The 16092-nt window shown below is 60.4% G+C and carries 16 protein-coding genes; 10 read left to right on the plus strand and 6 right to left on the minus strand.

Going from position 1 to position 16092, the window contains the following annotated elements; translation table 11 throughout:
- The first annotated feature begins 3 nt into the window (after window positions 1-3).
- The 8 genes from GYH29_RS03645 to xerD all read left to right on the plus strand — a co-directional run bounded on the left by GYH29_RS03645 (window position 4) and on the right by xerD (window position 7389).
- A complete protein-coding gene (locus GYH29_RS03645) occupies window positions 4-1014 on the plus strand; it encodes a cation diffusion facilitator family transporter (RefSeq protein ID WP_043632778.1) in 1011 nt (336 codons plus the stop codon).
- Window positions 1011-3686 carry a bifunctional acetate--CoA ligase family protein/GNAT family N-acetyltransferase gene (locus GYH29_RS03650; protein ID WP_161523189.1) on the plus strand — a complete coding sequence of 892 codons (2676 nt, stop codon included), beginning with the start codon at window positions 1011-1013 and terminating at the stop codon, window positions 3684-3686. Before GYH29_RS03645 ends, GYH29_RS03650 begins: the two co-directional genes overlap by 4 nt.
- A 107-nt stretch (window positions 3687-3793) precedes the next feature.
- Window positions 3794-4042: a 30S ribosomal protein S16 gene (rpsP, locus tag GYH29_RS03655; RefSeq protein ID WP_019102878.1), complete on the plus strand. Its 249-nt coding sequence runs from the start codon at window positions 3794-3796 to the stop codon at window positions 4040-4042.
- 35 nt (window positions 4043-4077) lie between these two features.
- Window positions 4078-4584, plus strand: a complete 507-nt coding sequence (gene rimM / locus GYH29_RS03660) for a ribosome maturation factor RimM (protein WP_114151988.1) — start codon at window positions 4078-4080, stop codon at window positions 4582-4584.
- Entirely contained in the window at window positions 4584-5351 is a 768-nt protein-coding gene (gene trmD / locus GYH29_RS03665; RefSeq protein ID WP_019102876.1) for a tRNA (guanosine(37)-N1)-methyltransferase TrmD, read from the plus strand. The genes rimM and trmD overlap by 1 nt, the downstream gene beginning before the upstream one ends.
- Before the next feature lie 3 nt (window positions 5352-5354).
- Window positions 5355-5723 (plus strand): 50S ribosomal protein L19, encoded by a 369-nt coding sequence (gene rplS / locus GYH29_RS03670; RefSeq protein WP_019102875.1) that lies wholly within the window; start codon window positions 5355-5357, stop codon window positions 5721-5723.
- Window positions 5724-5814: 91 nt separating this feature from the next.
- Window positions 5815-6282: a methylated-DNA--[protein]-cysteine S-methyltransferase gene (locus GYH29_RS03675; RefSeq protein ID WP_161523190.1), complete on the plus strand. Its 468-nt coding sequence runs from the start codon at window positions 5815-5817 to the stop codon at window positions 6280-6282.
- A gap of 198 nt (window positions 6283-6480) precedes the next feature.
- Window positions 6481-7389: a site-specific tyrosine recombinase XerD gene (xerD, locus tag GYH29_RS03680; RefSeq protein ID WP_370551732.1), complete on the plus strand. Its 909-nt coding sequence runs from the start codon at window positions 6481-6483 to the stop codon at window positions 7387-7389.
- A gap of 53 nt (window positions 7390-7442) precedes the next feature.
- On the opposite strand, the gene clpA is transcribed toward xerD, so the two are convergent.
- Together clpA and clpS are read right to left on the minus strand one after the other, a co-directional pair.
- Window positions 7443-9719, minus strand: a complete 2277-nt coding sequence (clpA, locus tag GYH29_RS03685) for an ATP-dependent Clp protease ATP-binding subunit ClpA (protein ID WP_043632262.1) — start codon at window positions 9717-9719, stop codon at window positions 7443-7445.
- A complete protein-coding gene (clpS, locus tag GYH29_RS03690; RefSeq protein ID WP_019101854.1) occupies window positions 9719-10027 on the minus strand; it encodes an ATP-dependent Clp protease adapter ClpS in 309 nt (102 codons plus the stop codon). Before clpS ends, clpA begins: the two co-directional genes overlap by 1 nt.
- A gap of 231 nt (window positions 10028-10258) precedes the next feature.
- Here clpS and GYH29_RS03695 point away from each other — a divergent pair, with 231 nt between their 5' ends.
- A complete protein-coding gene (locus GYH29_RS03695) occupies window positions 10259-10462 on the plus strand; it encodes a cold-shock protein (RefSeq protein WP_019101271.1) in 204 nt (67 codons plus the stop codon).
- An 85-nt stretch (window positions 10463-10547) separates the two neighbouring features.
- On the opposite strand, the gene mdtH is transcribed toward GYH29_RS03695, so the two are convergent.
- A complete protein-coding gene (gene mdtH, locus GYH29_RS03700) occupies window positions 10548-11750 on the minus strand; it encodes a multidrug efflux MFS transporter MdtH (protein WP_161523191.1) in 1203 nt (400 codons plus the stop codon).
- Between the two features lie 87 nt (window positions 11751-11837).
- On the opposite strand from mdtH, the gene GYH29_RS03705 reads away from it, so the two are divergent.
- On the plus strand, window positions 11838-12743 hold the full coding sequence (locus GYH29_RS03705) for a LysR family transcriptional regulator (protein WP_043632267.1): 906 nt from the start codon (window positions 11838-11840) through the stop codon (window positions 12741-12743).
- On the opposite strand, the gene GYH29_RS03710 is transcribed toward GYH29_RS03705, so the two are convergent.
- From GYH29_RS03710 to GYH29_RS03720, 3 genes are all read right to left on the minus strand, one after another.
- Window positions 12726-13394, minus strand: coding sequence for a GntR family transcriptional regulator (locus GYH29_RS03710; protein WP_019101268.1), 669 nt, complete (start codon window positions 13392-13394; stop codon window positions 12726-12728). The genes GYH29_RS03705 and GYH29_RS03710 overlap by 18 nt on opposite strands.
- A 497-nt stretch (window positions 13395-13891) precedes the next feature.
- Window positions 13892-14590, minus strand: a complete 699-nt coding sequence (ubiG, locus tag GYH29_RS03715) for a bifunctional 2-polyprenyl-6-hydroxyphenol methylase/3-demethylubiquinol 3-O-methyltransferase UbiG (protein ID WP_043632269.1) — start codon at window positions 14588-14590, stop codon at window positions 13892-13894.
- 2 nt (window positions 14591-14592) lie between these two features.
- A complete protein-coding gene (locus GYH29_RS03720; protein WP_019101266.1) occupies window positions 14593-15912 on the minus strand; it encodes a TRZ/ATZ family hydrolase in 1320 nt (439 codons plus the stop codon).
- Between the last annotated feature and the right edge of the window lie 180 nt (window positions 15913-16092).

Raw genomic sequence — 16092 nt, forward strand, 5'->3', positions numbered from 1 at the left:
AATATGACGTCAAGGTTCAGTCTGCATGATGATGGCTCGGCGGGCGGCGAGCACGACGACGAGCACGATTACAATCACCCGCATCGTCATCCCCATGGCGGGGTGACGGGGGCCGCGGCGCGCGCCGCCAGCATGCGCGCTTTGCGCTGGGTGGCGCTGCTGACGGTAGGTTTTGCCTGCGTGGAGGCGGTGGGCGGCTGGATGACGGGGTCCCTGGCCCTGCTGTCCGACGCCGGCCATATGCTGACAGACTCCATATCGCTGCTGCTGGCCTTGTGGGTTGCGCATATAGGCCGCCGTCCGGCGGACGAGTCGCATTCCTTCGGCCATGGCCGCGCGGAGGTGATCGGCGCGTTTCTGAACAGCTTGTTCATGTTCGGCGTCATCGTCTTCATTTCGGTGGAGGCGGTGCGGCGTTTGCTGGAGCCGCATCCGGTCAACGGCCTGGGCGTGATGGGCATCGCGGTGGTGGGCTTGATGGTGAATGTGCTGGCCGCGTGGATTCTGAGCCGCGGCGCGCACAGTCTGAACAGCAAGGCGGCGCTGCTGCACGTCATGGGAGATTTGTTGGGCTCGCTGGCGGCGATCGCGTCCGGGGCCATTGTGTTTTGGACCGGCTGGACGCCGGCGGACCCGATCTTGTCCATGCTGGTGGCCTGCCTGATCCTGTCGTCGACTTGGAGGTTGTTGCGCAAGTCGTTGGCGGTGTTGATGGAAGAGGTGCCGGCGGAGCTGGATTTCAACCGCATCGGTCGCGCCTTGGGCGGCATCGCCGGGGTGAGGTCGGTGCATGATCTGCACATCTGGACCATGGCTGCCGACCGCGTGGCCTTGTCTGCGCATTTGCAGGTGAGCGCGCCGCAGGATTGGCCGCGCATCCTGGCCGCCTGTCAGCGCATGCTGTCGCGCGAGTTCGGCATCGATCATGTGACTTTGCAGCCGGAGTGGCCCCTGCCGCCGCCGGCGGGGAAAACCGTGCCGGTTACCATTATTTCCGAGGATAAGCATCAATGAGGCCGCATTACCTGACACCGTTGTTTTCGCCTCGCAGCGTCGCCGTGATCGGCGCCAGCGACACGCCGGGCTCGATCGGGCAGGCGGTGTTCGCCAATCTGCTGGCGGGCAACTTCCAGGGCAAGCTGTTTCCGGTCAATCTCAACCACAAGGTGGTGGCCGGGGTGCCCGCGGTGGCTTCGGTGCGGCAGATCAGCGAACCCGTGGACCTGGCGGTGGTGGTGACCGCCACGCGGACTTTGCCGGCGATCATGAAGGATTGCGGCAAGAAGGGCATCAAGGCGGTGCTGCTGGCCAAGGAGTTCGCGGACAGCGAGCAGCTGGAGCGGGAGATCATCAACGAGACGCTGTCGATCAGCCGTCATTTCGGCATCCGCATCCTGGGGCCCAACGTGCTGGGCCTGATGCGGCCGGTGGCGGGCTTCAATGCCAGCAATTACACCAGCAAGGTGAGGCCGGGCAATCTGGCGCTGGTGTCGCAGTCGTCGGCGTTGTGCACGGCGATGCTGGACTGGGCGGACAGCAAGGGCATCGGTTTTTCCAGCGTGATTTCGGTGGGCAACGCCTTGGACGTCGGCTTTGGCGAAATTCTGGATTACCTGGTGGCGGACAACTTCACCCAGGGCATTCTGTTGCATGTCCACCACATTCACGACGCGCGCCGTTTCATGTCTGCCTTGCGCGCCGCGGCGCGGACCAAGCCGGTGGTGGTGATCAAGTCCGGGCGTTACGAAGACGCGGTGACCGGGGTCACGCACTCAAGCAATCTGGTGGAAAGCGGCGATGTGTTCGACGCCGCGCTGGCGCGTGCAGGCGTGCTGCGCGTGGACACCATTGCCCAGTTGTTCACCGCCGCCAAAGTGCTTGCCGCCAACTACCGGGTGGGCGGCAAGCGGTTGGCCATCGTCACCAACGGCATCGGCCCCGGCGTGCTGGCCGCGGACAGCGCCTATTCCAACCGGGTGGAGCTGGCCAAGCTATCCGACGCCACCATGGAACTGCTCAACGGCGTCTTGCCGCGCAATTGGTCGCGAGGCAATCCGCTGGACATCATCGGCGACGCCAGTCCCTCGCGTTTTCGCACCGCGGTGAAGGCCTGTTTGGACGATCCCAATGTGGACGGCGTGATGGTGGTGTTTACTCCGCAGGCCGGCACGGATCACCTGACAACCGCGCAGTTGATGATTGGCTTGCAACGCGAATCCAGCAAGCCGCTGTTTTTGTCCTGGCTGGGCGACGCCAAGGTGTCGGAAAGCCGCGAACTGTTTTCCAAGGCCAAATGCGCGCACTTCCGCGCGCCGGAGTACGGCATTGAGGTATTCCGCAATCTGGCGGCCTACCAGCGCAACCAGCAGTTGCTGTTGCAGACCCCGGGGCCGCTGGAAGGCAAGCGCGCGGATCCGGATGTGGCCAAGGCGCGCAAGGTCATCGCTGCCGCGCTGAAGGATGGGCGGGATATCTTGTCCGAGCGGGAGTCAAAGGAAGTGCTGGCCGCTTTTCAGATCCCGGTCAATCCCACCCGGCTGGCGCGTACCGCCAACGAGGCGGTCAAGCAGGCCGACAAGATTGGTTACCCTGTGGTGCTGAAGATCGATTCGCCGGACATTATTTATAAGTCCGACGTTGGCGGAGTGGAACTGAACATCAGCAACGAGGCGACGCTGCGCGAGGCATTCGACGCCATCATCAGCCGTACGCGGCAGGCAAGATCGGAGGCGCGCATTGACGGGGTCTCGGTGCAGCCGATGCGCAAGCGCCGCTTCGCCCGCGAAGTGATGGTGGGCGTTACCCACGACGAGGCCTTCGGTCCAGTGATCACTTTCGGCGCCGGGGGCATCGCGGTGGAGGTGATGCACGACCGCGCGCTGTCGCTGCCGCCGCTCAACGGTTATCTAGTGGCCAGCATGATCCGCCATACCCGCATCGGCCAGTTGCTGGGGGCGTTCAAGAACCTGCCGGCGGTGGATCAGGACGAATTAGAGGATGTGCTGCTGCATGTGTCGGAAATGGTGTGCGAACTGCCGGAACTGCGCGAAATGGACATTAATCCGTTGGTGGCCGACGAGCAGGGGGTGATCGCGCTCGACGCCCGCATCATCGTGCGGCCGCGGCGGCCGGATTTGAAGCGCTACGGTCATATGGCGATCATGCCTTATCCCAGCCACATGGTGGTGTGCGCCAAACTGAACGACGGCACCAATGTAATGGTGCGGCCGGTGCGGCCGGAAGATGCGGATATGCAACAGGAGTTTGTGCGCAATCTGTCCGAGGAAAGCCGCTACAACCGCTACCTGTCCAGCATCAAGCAATTGTCGCAAAGCATGTTGGTGCGTTTCACCCAGCTGGATTACGACCGCGAAATGGCGTTGGCGATGACGCGGGAACACAAGGACGGCGAGGAAATGCTGGCGGTGGCCCGCTTCATCACCGATCCGGACAACGAAGGCTGCGAGTTCGCGCTGGAAGTGGCCGACCGTTGGCAGGGCAAGGGCATAGGTTATTTATTGATGAGCGCCTTGTTCGACGCGGCGCGCGAGCAGGGCCTGAAAGTGATGCGCGGCGAGGTGTTGGCCGGCAACAAGGGTATGCTGAAACTGATGCACAAGCTGGGGTTTTCCGTTGAGCCTCACCCGGAAGACCGGGCCCTGACCATGGTGTCCAAGAGCTTGTAACGGCGGGCTTGACAGCCGTCTTGCATTAAGCGCTTGCAAGATAAGGGAAAACTGACCTAAAATCGTGGGCTTTTCTACATACCGTTTTTATTCAAGGACAATCGACAATGGTAGTGATTCGTCTGGCACGTGGCGGCGCCAAGAACCGTCCGTTCTACAACATCGTGGTGACCGATTCCCGTAACCGTCGTGACGGTCGCTTCATCGAGCGCGTTGGCTTCTACAACCCGGTTGCCAACGAGAAGCAAGAGCGCGTCCGTTTCACCATGGACCGCCTGAACCACTGGGTAGGCGTTGGCGCTCAAGTTTCCGACGCCGTTGCCAAGCTGCTGAAAGAGCAGAAGGCCGCTGCCTAAGCGTTCGTTGATACATCAACTGACGGACTAGGCGCATGCGCAGCGAAGATCTCGTAGTGATGGGGTTTGTGCGTGGCGCCTTTGGTGTCAAGGGCTGGGTAAAAGTCCAGGCCGACACCGAATACGCTGACGGTCTGTTCGACTACCCGGTCTGGTGGCTGGGCAAGGAGAACGACTGGAAGCCGTACACATTTGAAAATGGCGCTCTCCAGCCCAAGGCGCTTGCCGCCAAGCTGGAAGGCGTGGAAGACCGCGATGCGGCCGAAGCCTTGCGCGGCATGCAGATCGCTGTGCCGCGCGCAGAGTTGCCGGCCGCTGAAGAAGGCGAATACTACTGGGCTGATCTGATCGGCCTGGAAGTCGTCAATCAGCAAGGCGAAGTGCTGGGCAAAGTCAGTGAATTGATGGAAACCGGCGCTCATGATCTGTTGGTAGTGCAGGGCGCGGACGCTCAGCGCATGATTCCCTTTGTGGATCAGTATGTGCTGGAAGTCCAGCTTGCCGAAGGCAAGATCCAGGTGGACTGGGGTCTGGACTACTGATGCAAATCGACGCGGTAACGCTGTTTCCGGAGATGTTCGATTCCATCGCCCGCTTTGGCGTTAGCCAGCGGGCGCTTGATTTGGGCATTTGGGGTTTTCAGGCTTGGAATCCTCGCGATTTCACGCACGACAACTACCGCCGGGTTGACGACCGGCCTTATGGCGGCGGCCCCGGCATGGTGATGCAGATTGAGCCATTGGCGCAGTCGATCGCTGCGGCCAGGGCGAGGCAGGCGCAAGCCGGAGCCGAGCGCAGCCATGTGATTTATCTTTCACCCCAAGGCCGTCCGCTTACGCATGAGAAGGCGGCGGAGCTGTCGCAGCGAGCGGGCTTGATCCTGCTGTGCGGCCGCTACGAGGGCGTGGATGAAAGGTTGATCCAGCGCGAAGTCGACGAGGAGATTTCCATCGGCGACTACGTTTTGTCCGGCGGCGAGCTGCCGGCCATGGTGTTGATGGATGCGGTGGTGCGTTTGCTCCCAGGCGTCCTGAACGACGCGCAGTCGGCTTACGAAGATTCATTTGTGGACGGGCTTCTTGATTGTCCGCACTATACCCGACCCGAAGACTATCAGGGCATGCGGGTGCCGGATGTGTTGTTGTCCGGTAATCATGCGCTGATCGCTAAATGGCGGCTGAAACAGGCGCTGGGCAGGACGATGCAACGTCGCCCGGATTTGCTGCAAGGCCGTATTTTGACAAAACAGGAATCTCGGCTGCTGGCGGAGTACCAGCAGGAACAAGATCTCCAGAAAAACCAGGAGTGAATCATGGATCTGATCCAGAAACTCGAGCAAGAAGAAATCGCCCGCCTGGGCAAGACCCTGCCGGAATTCGCACCGGGCGACACCATCGTCGTTCAGGTGAAGGTTAAGGAAGGCAACCGCGAACGTCTGCAGGCTTACGAAGGCGTGGTTATCGCCAAGAAAAACGCTGGCCTGAACAGCGCTTTCACCGTGCGCAAGATGTCCGCCGGCGAAGGCGTAGAGCGTACTTTCCAAACCTACTCCCCGCTGGTGGCTTCCGTTGAAGTGAAGCGCCGCGGCGACGTGCGTCGCGCCAAGCTGTACTACCTGCGCGGCCGTACCGGCAAATCCGCACGCATCAAGGAAAAACTGCCGGCTCGCAAGCAAGGTTAAGCCTTGTCGAGTCAGGCTTAGGCTTGATGACGGTTCAAAGCGCAAGGCGATGCCTTGCGCTTTTTTATTGCCGGAGCATCGGAGGCGGAAAATGGAATACAGCGCGGTAATCGACGCGCCGTTCGGGCAGCTGGGCATTTTGTGTCTCGACGGCGCGCTTGTGAATCTGGAATTCTTGGCTGAGCAGCAAGCTCTCAGACCGCCGATGCCGCGCAGCCTGGAGCAAGAGGTGGCGGAGCAACTGCGCGCTTATTTCGTTGATCCGCGTTTCGGCTTCAGCCTGCCCTACCGTTTGCAGGGCAGCGAACACCAACTGCGTGTTTGGGGCGAGATAGAGCGGATTCCTTGCGGGCAGATGAGGCGCTATCAGGATATCGCCACGGCGCTGGGTTCGTCGGCGCGGGCGGTGGGCAATGCTTGCGGACGCAATCCTGTGCCCATCATCGTGCCTTGCCACCGCGTGGTGGCTCGCAATAGCCTGGGCGGCTTTAATCGCTCATTGGGCCGGGAAACCGTCGACATCAAGCAGTGGCTGCTGGCGCATGAGTTTGGGTGTTGAGCAGCGCTGAGATAGGCGCAAGACGGATATTTTGCGCGCCGTTCTGGATATCTTTCCGCCAGGCCCGGCTCGCGCGTGATGAAGAGGTAGGACTTGCGAGGGAATGTTTTGCCGGTGAGTCGGACAAAGACTGAAGATTATTCGGCATGAGTGTTCCGCGCGGGCGGCTTGACGCGCACTTCAGCGGACGACGACAAAATGGATGCGAGCAGCGAAGAGATGAAGGCGGCCGAGGAGGCCATCGATGCGTTTTTGGACCAGCTATGGCTGAGCGATGGTTTGTCCAAGAACACCCTGGCCGCGTATCGACGCGATCTTGGCAAGCTGGCCGCGCGTCTGGGGGATAGCGGCGCGCGTTTGACGGAGGCTGGCCCCGAGCAGCTGGAGCAGGCGTTATTGCTGGGGGTGGATCGAGAGAAACCGGCGACCCGGGCGCGGATGGTGTCGGCGATGAAGCGCTTTTATCAATATCTGACGCAGGCGGGGTTGCGCGATGACGACCCTTGCGCCCGCTTACGCGCGCCCAAGCAAGGGCCGCGTTTGCCCAAGTCTCTGTCCGAGCGGCATGTGGAAGCCTTGCTGGAGGCGCCCGATGTGGCCACGCCCTTGGGCCTGCGCGACCGGGCGATGCTGGAGCTGCTTTACGCCAGCGGCCTGCGCGTGTCCGAGCTAGTAGGCCTGACGCTGCAGCAGGTGAACTTGCTGGACGGCTTGGTCAAGACCATGGGCAAGGGCAATAAGGAAAGATTGGTGCCCTTGGGCGAACTGGCTCAGGAGTGGTTGCAGCGCTATTTGGTAGAGGCGAGGCCGCTCTTGTTGGCGGGAGCGGTCTGCGACACCGTGTTCGTGACCCAGCGCAAGGCGGGCATGACGAGGCAGATGGCTTGGCATTTGATTTCGCAGTACGCCAAACGGCAGGGCTTGCCGGCAGTGAGCCCGCATGTGTTGCGACATGCTTTCGCCACCCATCTGGTCAATCACGGCGCGGATTTGCGCGTGGTGCAGCTCTTGCTGGGGCATTCGGACATATCCACCACGCAGATTTATACCCATGTGGCGCGGGAGCGCTTGAAACAGCTGCACGCCAAGCATCATCCGCGCGGTTGAGACGAAAAGAAAAACGCCCGCTTTAGCGGGCGTTGCGTGTTGCGTAAGCAAAATCAGGCGGGTTCGGGCGTCAGAGCCTGGTGGTCGAATTGCAGCTCCACCTTGTCGTCCACCACGGTGACGGTGACTTCACCGCCGGTGACCAGCCGGCCGAACAGCAACTCGTCTGCCAGCGCCTTGCGCAGCGTGTCTTGAATCAGACGCGCCATCGGGCGGGCGCCCATCAGCGGATCGAAACCGTTCTTAGCCAGGTAGCGGCGCAGTTCGTCGGTGAAGTGGATATCCACCCGCTTCTCGGCCAGCTGCTGTTCCAACTGCATCAGGAACTTGTCCACCACTTGCAAGATGATCTGCTCGTCCAGCATCTTGAACGGGATGATGGCGTCCAGACGGTTGCGGAATTCCGGACTGAACTGCTTCTTGATGTCTCCCATCTCGTCGCCGGTCGCCTTGGTCTGAGTGAAGCCCAGAGTGGGCTTGGACAAAGACTCGGCGCCTGCGTTGGTGGTCATGATGATCACCACGTTGCGGAAATCCGCCTTGCGGCCGTTGTTGTCGGTCAGCGTGCCGTGGTCCATCACCTGCAGCAGCACGTTGTAGATGTCCGGATGTGCTTTTTCGATCTCATCCAGCAACACCACCGCGTACGGATGCTTGTTGATCGCTTCCGTCAGTTGGCCGCCCTGTTCGAACCCGACATAGCCCGGAGGCGCGCCGATCAGCCTGGACACCGCATGGCGTTCCATGTATTCGGACATGTCAAAGCGGATCAACTCCACGCCCAGAATATAGGCTAGCTGGCGCGCCACCTCCGTCTTGCCAACACCGGTGGGGCCGGAGAACAGGAAGGATCCGATTGGCTTTTGCGGATTGCCCAAGCCGGATCGCGTCATCTTGATGGCGCTGGCCAGTCCTTCGATGGCCTTCTCCTGCCCGAACACCACGTTTTTCAGATCGCGCTCAAGGTTCTTCAGCACGTTCTTGTCATCGGACGATACGGTCTTGGGCGGAATGCGCGCGATCTTGGCGACGATGTCCTCGATCTCGGTCTTGTTGATGACCTTTTTCTGCTTGGACTTGGGCAGAATTTTCTGCGCGGCGCCGGCCTCGTCTATCACGTCGATGGCTTTGTCCGGCAGATGGCGATCGTTGATGAAGCGCGCCGACAGCTCTGCCGCGGTGGATAGCGCGGATTGCGTGTACTTGACGCCGTGGTGAGCCTCGAAGCGCGACTTCAGCCCCTTGAGGATTTCCACGGTTTGTTCCACCGTCGGTTCGTTGACGTCGATCTTTTGGAAACGGCGCGACAGCGCGTTGTCCTTTTCGAAGATGCTGCGGTACTCGTTGTAGGTGGTCGCCCCGATGCAGCGCAGGCTGCCGTTGGAGAGGGCTGGCTTGAGCAGATTGGACGCGTCCAGCGTGCCGCCCGAGGCCGCGCCGGCACCGATCAGGGTATGAATCTCATCGATGAACAGAATGGCGTTGCTGTCCTCGGTCAGTTGCTTGATCACCGCCTTCAGCCGCTGTTCGAAGTCGCCGCGGTATTTGGTGCCGGCCAGCAGCGCGCCCATGTCCAGTGCGTAAACGGTGGATTTGGCCAGAATCTCCGGCACTTCGCCGTTGACGATGCGGCGCGCCAAGCCTTCGGCGATGGCGGTTTTGCCCACGCCGGCTTCGCCCACCAGCAGCGGGTTGTTCTTGCGGCGGCGGCACAGGATCTGAACGGTGCGTTCCAACTCGGATTCGCGGCCGATCAGCGGATCTATCTTGCCTTCGCGCGCCTGCTGGTTGAGGTTCTGCGTGTAGTTTTCCAAGGCGCCGCCCGGACCGGTGGCCTGTTCCTCGCTCTCCGCTTCGCCGCTGCTGTCGCGCGGCTCTTGCGGTTGCTGCTGCGAGCGCTGCTTGGTGATTCCATGAGAAATGAAATTCACCACGTCCAGCCGCGAAATGCCTTGCTGGTGCAGGTAGTACACCGCGTGGGAGTCCTTCTCGCCAAAGATGGCCACCAGGATGTTAGCCCCGGTCACCTCTTTTTTGCCGGAAGACTGCACGTGCAGGATGGCGCGCTGAATCACGCGCTGGAAGCCGAGTGTGGGTTGAGTTTCCACCTCCGCCTCTCCAGGCACGGTGGGGGTGTGCTCATCGATAAAATCGCCCAGCTGTTTTTTCAGCTGGTCGATATTGGCTCCACATGCGCGCAGTACTTCGGCAGCCGACGGGTTGTCGGTCATCGCGAGTAACAGATGCTCCACGCTGATGAACTCGTGGCGCTTGCGCCTTGCGTCCATGAACGCCATGTGCAGGCTTACTTCAAGCTCCTGGGCAATCATCAGTTTTCCTCCATAACGCACTGGAGCGGATGCTGGTGCGCTTTCGCATATTGCAACACCTGCTCGACCTTTGTTGCAGCCACGTCTTTGGTATAAACGCCACACACGCCGTGACCTTGCGTGTGGACTTGCAGCATGATGTGAGTGGCCTTTTCGCGGTTCATGTAGAAGAACTGCTGGAGAACCTGGATCACAAAATCCATTGGGGTGAAATCATCGTTCAATAACAAGACCTTATACATCGGGGGTGGGTTTTCCCTAACCCGGGACGCCTCTTGTATGGCATCGTCCTTGAACTGCGTAGACATGTCGGCTTTCGTGGAATCTGCGTCTTACTTCAATTTGGGTTCCCCGAGAGTTTTTTTCAAGGGGACTGGCACTTTTCCTCTTCGACTTGACGATGAGCGGCGGGTTGCGTAGAAATGCAGCTGGTGCTTGGCTTAACTGTTTGGCATTTTTTTGCGCTAGGCAAGCCAGACAACTCTTATTAAGCTCTAAGTTGGTCGGCTTCACCAGCCTTTTTTTGCAAGGAAGTAAGAATGGCATTAGGTACCGTTAAGTGGTTCAATGACGCTAAAGGTTTTGGCTTCATTACTCCGGATGAAGGCGGCGAAGACTTGTTCGCTCACTTCTCGGCCATCAACATGCAAGGCTTCAAAACCCTGAAAGAAGGGCAGCGTGTAAGCTTTGAGGTGGTGTCCGGTCCGAAGGGCAAGCAAGCGTCTAATATTCAGAACGCGTAACACCGGTTTTACTGTCTGTCTGCCGTAAGGCAAACAGCCCAGCTGATTGATGAAAAGCCCGCCATCCGGCGGGCTTTTGTTGTTGTCAGACCGCTGCTTTGGCCGCTCTTGGCGCGGCTGGGCCAAATTGGCGCGCCAGCGCGATAAAGGTGAGCGCGCCCGCGGCGGCCAGCAGCAACCAGGGCAGGCCGGCTTGATGCTGGTTCTGAGCAAAGTCGTACAGCCAGCCGCCAGCGAGAAAGCCTCCGCCGCCGCCTAAGGCCAGCCCCAGCCTGCTGGCGCCCATATAGCTTGCTCTGGCTTCCGGACGAGCCAGGCTGGCGACCAGGGTTTCCCGCGCAGGTTCGGTGATGAGGGTGCCGAGAAAGAACACCGCCAGGATGACGAAGGCGGCCAGTGGTTGCCGCACCGCGGTCATGCAGGCCAGGCTGAGGCTCATCAGCGCAATGCCGGCCAGTACTCGGGTTTCCAGGCGGAAATGGCGTTCGCCCAGCCGCGCCAGCGGGTAAAGCAGGCTGAGCGACAAGGCGGTTTCCAGTCCGTACATCCAGCCGACGGCCTGAGGGGTGCCGGTCAATTGCTTGATTGCGATGGGCAGCAGCAACATGATCTGCACGCTGAGCAGGTAGTAGCCGCTGAGCGTGAGCACCAGTTTCAGAAAGCGGCGGTCGTTCAGCACCGTGCGGATAGAGGCCAGCGCCGGCGCGCGCCGCGCGGCAACGCGATAATCCGGCAGCAGGCAGGCGTTTGTCGCCGCCGCGGCCAAGAACGCGGCAGCGCCGCCCAGACAGACCCAGCGGAAGTCGAACTGCAGCAGCCAGGAGCCGAACAGGGCGCCGCCTACTGCGCCGGCGCTGTCCTGCATCATCAGCAGGGAATAAAAGCGATTGCGCTCGCGGGGTCTTGTCAATTTGGCCACCAGCGCGGAGCGGGGCGGATCGAACAGCGTGCCGCCCAGGCCGGAGAGCAAGCAGGACAGCCAGAGCTGCCACGGCGAGTCCGCCAGCGCCATGGCGGCGAAGCCGGCGGCGCGCAGCAGCATGCCGGCCACAATCAGGGGTTTGGCGCCGAAACGGTCAGCCAAGGATCCGCCGAACAGGCCTAGCCCCTGCTGGGTGAATTGACGCAGGCCCAATCCAAAGCCCACCGCGGCGGCGGTCCAGCCGAGTTGATCGACGAAATGAAGGCTGATCAAGGGAAAAACCATGAAGAAACCGAATACCACGATCAGGTTGTCCACCAGGATGAAAGCTTTGCCCAAGGTCCGGGCCCGCTTTAGCAGTGCCATGAAATCTCCTTATTTTCATGTCATTCTATGAGTGCCCCTGATATTCTGTAACTGATTAATCTGTAATAGTTAATATTGGATTTTCTTATGTCTATCGTCCTCTCGGATTTGAGCCTGCTGCTGGATATCGCTGAGTTGGGCAGCTTCAGTCAGGCTGCCGCCAAGCGCGGCTGGTCGCAGCCACAGGTCAGTCAGAGAGTGCAAGCGTTGGAGTTGGAACTGGGGGTATGCCTGTTTCATCGCCATCGGCGTGGCGCGGAACCCACAGCGGCCTGCCTGGCCTTTTTGCCATCGGCACAGCAGGCGGTGTCGGCTCTGGAGCAGGGGAGGGAAATCCTGCAGGGCACGCCGGCCTTACCCTGCTTGCGGCTTTCTTGTCTGCCATCGCTGACATCGGCGGTTTTTGGCCCCTTGTTGTTGGATCTGGCCGAAGCGCCGCTGGAAATCCGCTGCGACACCGACCATTCATCGCAGATCATGCAGAACCTGTTGTCCGGTTTGGTGCAGGTGGGTTTTGTGCTGCGTTGCCCGGCGATGGCGGGCATTCAGATGGAAACGCTGTGGCGCTCTCCCATCGTGGCGGTGGCTGCGGCCGGGCATCCCTTGGCGGAGCGCGAACAGCCGCTGTATCTGGAGGAGGCGGCGGCTTACCGGATTGCGCCCCAGTACTGGGGTGTGGAGTGTGACGAGTTGATACGACGGCTGCGTCTGGCTCGCACCGTCGCCCAGCCCATCCATGCGGTGCAGCCGGCGTCAGCGGCCAGGGAACTGGCTTTGCGCCACGGCTTTCTTTGCTTCATGCCGGAGTTGTCGATTCAGTCTGATCTGGCCGACGGTGTTTTGCGCCGGCTGAAAATTGCAGATCTACCTGCCTGGCAGTGGGAGGTGACAATGGCTTGGCGCGCAGGCAAACGCAGGGACGAGGGGAAGGAGTTGGTGTTGGACGCCGCCCGGGCCTTGGCCGGGCGGTGGGCGTCAATGGCGTCCGGCTAGCGACTCGGCTGCGCTCTGCGCCAGCTGGCTGTATTGTTGGCCGAATTCGGCCACCATCTGGCGTAATTTGGCGGTGTCGCGGGCGATGATGGTCTTGAGCAGGTTTTCCAGGAAGAGTTGGGTCTGTTCCATTTGGCTCTTGCCGGCTCGCAAAATGGCGAACAGACAACGCTGGGTCAGCGGCAGCAAATCCTTCAGGGTGTGCTCCAAGTAGCGGTTGCCGGCATAGAGGTACAGGGTGTCGAGGAAATCGACGCCGTGTTCGTAAAAGCCTTGCAAATCGTCTTTGCGGTTGCATTCGGCCAACTGGGTGGTGACTTCGAAGAAGTGGGCCAGGTCGTCGTTCTGCCAAGAGGTGGCGAGGTTACAGACGGCTTGATCCAGCAGTAGAAACCACAGTTCGAAGAAATGGCGCACATCCTGACCCGTGATGCTGGACACCACCGCGCCGCGGCGCGGGAAAATCTCCACCAGATGGCGGCGTTGCAAAATCAATAAAGCTTCGCGCACGGACCCGCGGCTGACTTCCAGCTCCGACGCAATGCGCAATTCCTGAATGCGCTCCCCTGCTTGCATCGTGCCTTGTATGATTTGTTTGCCCAGGTATTGGGCGATTTGTTCGGTCAGTGAGTCGTTCGCTTTGAACGTCATCTTGCTCTCCGGAATAGAATATTATTATTTTCCTATGTTTGATATGCGAGGGCAATCAAACTGCAATGTTTGTCTGGCAGTAGTTTGTCCGACAGATTGTTGTTATCAAAACATTATCAGTGGTTTTGAGGCCAACTGTTGTCAACTTGCCGCACTAGACAAGCATTACTGAGGTTTTGCTTGCGCATTCATCATATCAATCATACGATTAAAACGCTTGTTTGAAATCGCTGACACGAGAGGGGCTATCAGAATAAGCGAGAGGCGTCGGAGAGGTATTTCCGCCGTCTCGCGGACTCGGCCGGCGGCCGGCCCGCGCGGGGAAAGCAGCCTAGCAGGCGACGAGCGGCGCAAGCCTAATGTCGCCGCAAGCGGGCCGTCCCGCGAGGGCGTTGAAGCCGGCGCGGCGTTCGCGAACTTTAGCGGGTTGTGTCCGGTGTGGAACCGGGAGTGTGATTCAGGCCTTCGCCTTTGGCGAAGGCCTTTTTTCTTGCCGCCTATTCCGGGCGACGGCAGGCCATCAGATAGTTGACGGCGGTATCTTCGCCCAGCGAGTAGATGCGGGCCAGCGGGTTGTAGCTCATGCCGCGGACCGCGTCCATATCCAGACCGGCGTTGCGGGCCATGCGCGATAACTCCGAGGGCTTGAGGAAGCGCGCGTACTCATGGGTGCCGCGAGGCAGCATGTTCAGCACGTATTCGGCGCCGACCACCGCCAGCAGGTAGGATTTGGCATTGCGGTTGAGCGTGGAGAAGAACACCCAGCCGCCGGGTTTGACCAGGCTGGCGCAGCTGCGCACCACGCTTTGAGGGTCCGGCACGTGCTCCAGCATTTCCATGCAGGTGACCACGTCGAAGCTTGCCGGGGCTTCCTCCGCCAGTTCCTCTACCGCCACGCAGCGGTAATCCACCGCCACGCCGGACTCCAGGCTGTGTAGTTGGGCCACTTTCAGCGACTTTTTGGCTAGGTCTATGCCGGTGACGGCGGCGCCGCGCGCGGCCATGCTCTCCGCCAGGATGCCGCCGCCGCAACCCACGTCCAGCACTTGCTTGCCGGCAATGGCCGCGCGTTCGTCGATGAAGCCCAAGCGCAGCGGGTTGATTTCATGCAGCGGCTTGAATTCGCCGCTCATGTCCCACCATTTGTGCGCCAGTTGGCTGAATTTGTCGATTTCGGTTTCGTCTACATTGATCATGATTATTTCGCCAGGATGCGATGACGCCAGTCTTCGGCGCGAGCCTTGAGCGCGGCTTCGTCCAGGGTCTTGAGTTGGCGTTGCTCCAAAAGAGCCTGACCTTTGACCCAGACGTGGCTGACTTGTTCGCGGCCAGCCGCGTAGACCACATGGGAGATTGGATCGAAGGCCGGGGCGGTTTCGATGGCGGAGAGGTCGATGGCGATCAGGTCGGCCTGTTTGCCGGCCTTGATCGAGCCAACCTTGTCTGCGATGCCCAGCGCGCGAGCGCCGTTGAGCGTGGCCATGCGGATGGCCGCGGCGGCCGGCACCGAGGTGGGGTCCAGGGTGCCCACTTTGGCCAGCAGCGCCGCCAGCCGGGTTTCCGCCAGCATGTCCAGCTTGTTGTTGGAGGCGGCGCCGTCGGTGCCTATGCCCACGGCGATGCCTGCCTGCAGCATTTTGGGAATGGGGGCGATGCCGGAGGCAAGTTTCATATTGGACGAGGGATTGTGCGCTACCGACACACCGTGCTTGGCGGCGATTTCAATTTCCTCGTTGTTCAAATGCACCATATGGGCGGCGATCAGACGCGGGGACAGCAAGCCCAATTGTTGCAGGCGGGCCAGCGGGCGCTGGTGGTGTTCCTTGACGCTGTTGTTCACCTCGTCCGCGGTTTCGTGGATGTGGCAGTGGATCAACATGTCTTCTTGCTCGGCCAGCGTCACCACTTTGGCGAAGGTGTCGTCCGACACCGTATAAGGCGCGTGCGGCGCCAGCGTGAAGGTGATCAGTTCTTCTCCCAGGAACTGGCGACGTTCGGCCAGCGATTTGCTGATGTAGTCGTCGGCGTTGCTGGCGTAGTTGGTGGGGAACTCCAGGATGGAACAGCCCACGAAGGTGCGCATGCCGGAGGCCAGGCCGGCGCGAGCCATTGCGCCGTGATAGAAATACATGTCGTTGATGGTGGTGGTGCCGCCGCGGATCATTTCCCCCATTGCCAGCAGCGCGCCGTCAAACACGAAGTCGTCGCGGACATGTTTGCCTTCGGCCGGCCAGATATGGTTGGTCAGCCAATCCATCAGCGCTTTGTCGTCGGCCAGGCCGCGCAAGAGCGTCATCGCGGAGTGGCCGTGAAGATTGATCAGGCCGGGCATCAGTACGTGGTTGGGTAATTCCACGCGTTGATCCGCCTCCAGCGCGCCGGCTTGGTCGGCTGGAATAATCGCGGCAATCCTGCCATTCTTCAAAGCAATGGCGTGGTTTTCCAGGATTTCACCGTCTTCCTCTACGGTAATGATCCAGCGGGCGGTGATAACTTTGTCATAACGGGACTGGGACATGGGGCAATCCTGGCGCGATTTTGAAGTGACGTGGATTGTAGGCCGAGGCTAAATTCAAGGCAATGACGGAGCGTGGGAAGCGGCGCCGGAGCGTGCCTGCGGAAGGCTTGCCGGATCCGAACTTGACAAGGCGATGACTAGTGAATATTCCAGCATTTTGCCGGGATTATCCGGTGTATA

Origin of the sequence: Chromobacterium haemolyticum, from assembly GCF_009936155.1 — a bacterium.
Classification (GTDB): Bacteria; Pseudomonadota; Gammaproteobacteria; order Burkholderiales; family Chromobacteriaceae; genus Chromobacterium; species Chromobacterium haemolyticum.

Coding starts and splice junctions, on each gene's coding strand:
- mdtH (WP_161523191.1), bottom strand. CDS start 11,750: ATGGCACTGCTAAAGCGGGCCCGGACCTTGGGCAAAGCTTTCATCCTG.
- clpS (WP_019101854.1), bottom strand. CDS start 10,027: ATGTCTACGCAGTTCAAGGACGATGCCATACAAGAGGCGTCCCGGGTT.
- GYH29_RS03720 (WP_019101266.1), bottom strand. CDS start 15,912: ATGTCCCAGTCCCGTTATGACAAAGTTATCACCGCCCGCTGGATCATT.
- GYH29_RS03650 (WP_161523189.1), top strand. CDS start 1,011: ATGAGGCCGCATTACCTGACACCGTTGTTTTCGCCTCGCAGCGTCGCC.
- GYH29_RS03710 (WP_019101268.1), bottom strand. CDS start 13,394: ATGACGTTCAAAGCGAACGACTCACTGACCGAACAAATCGCCCAATAC.
- xerD (WP_370551732.1), top strand. CDS start 6,481: ATGGATGCGAGCAGCGAAGAGATGAAGGCGGCCGAGGAGGCCATCGAT.
- ubiG (WP_043632269.1), bottom strand. CDS start 14,590: ATGATCAATGTAGACGAAACCGAAATCGACAAATTCAGCCAACTGGCG.
- clpA (WP_043632262.1), bottom strand. CDS start 9,719: ATGATTGCCCAGGAGCTTGAAGTAAGCCTGCACATGGCGTTCATGGAC.
- rplS (WP_019102875.1), top strand. CDS start 5,355: ATGGATCTGATCCAGAAACTCGAGCAAGAAGAAATCGCCCGCCTGGGC.
- trmD (WP_019102876.1), top strand. CDS start 4,584: ATGCAAATCGACGCGGTAACGCTGTTTCCGGAGATGTTCGATTCCATC.
- GYH29_RS03695 (WP_019101271.1), top strand. CDS start 10,259: ATGGCATTAGGTACCGTTAAGTGGTTCAATGACGCTAAAGGTTTTGGC.
- rimM (WP_114151988.1), top strand. CDS start 4,078: ATGCGCAGCGAAGATCTCGTAGTGATGGGGTTTGTGCGTGGCGCCTTT.
- GYH29_RS03675 (WP_161523190.1), top strand. CDS start 5,815: ATGGAATACAGCGCGGTAATCGACGCGCCGTTCGGGCAGCTGGGCATT.
- rpsP (WP_019102878.1), top strand. CDS start 3,794: ATGGTAGTGATTCGTCTGGCACGTGGCGGCGCCAAGAACCGTCCGTTC.
- GYH29_RS03645 (WP_043632778.1), top strand. CDS start 4: ATGACGTCAAGGTTCAGTCTGCATGATGATGGCTCGGCGGGCGGCGAG.
- GYH29_RS03705 (WP_043632267.1), top strand. CDS start 11,838: ATGTCTATCGTCCTCTCGGATTTGAGCCTGCTGCTGGATATCGCTGAG.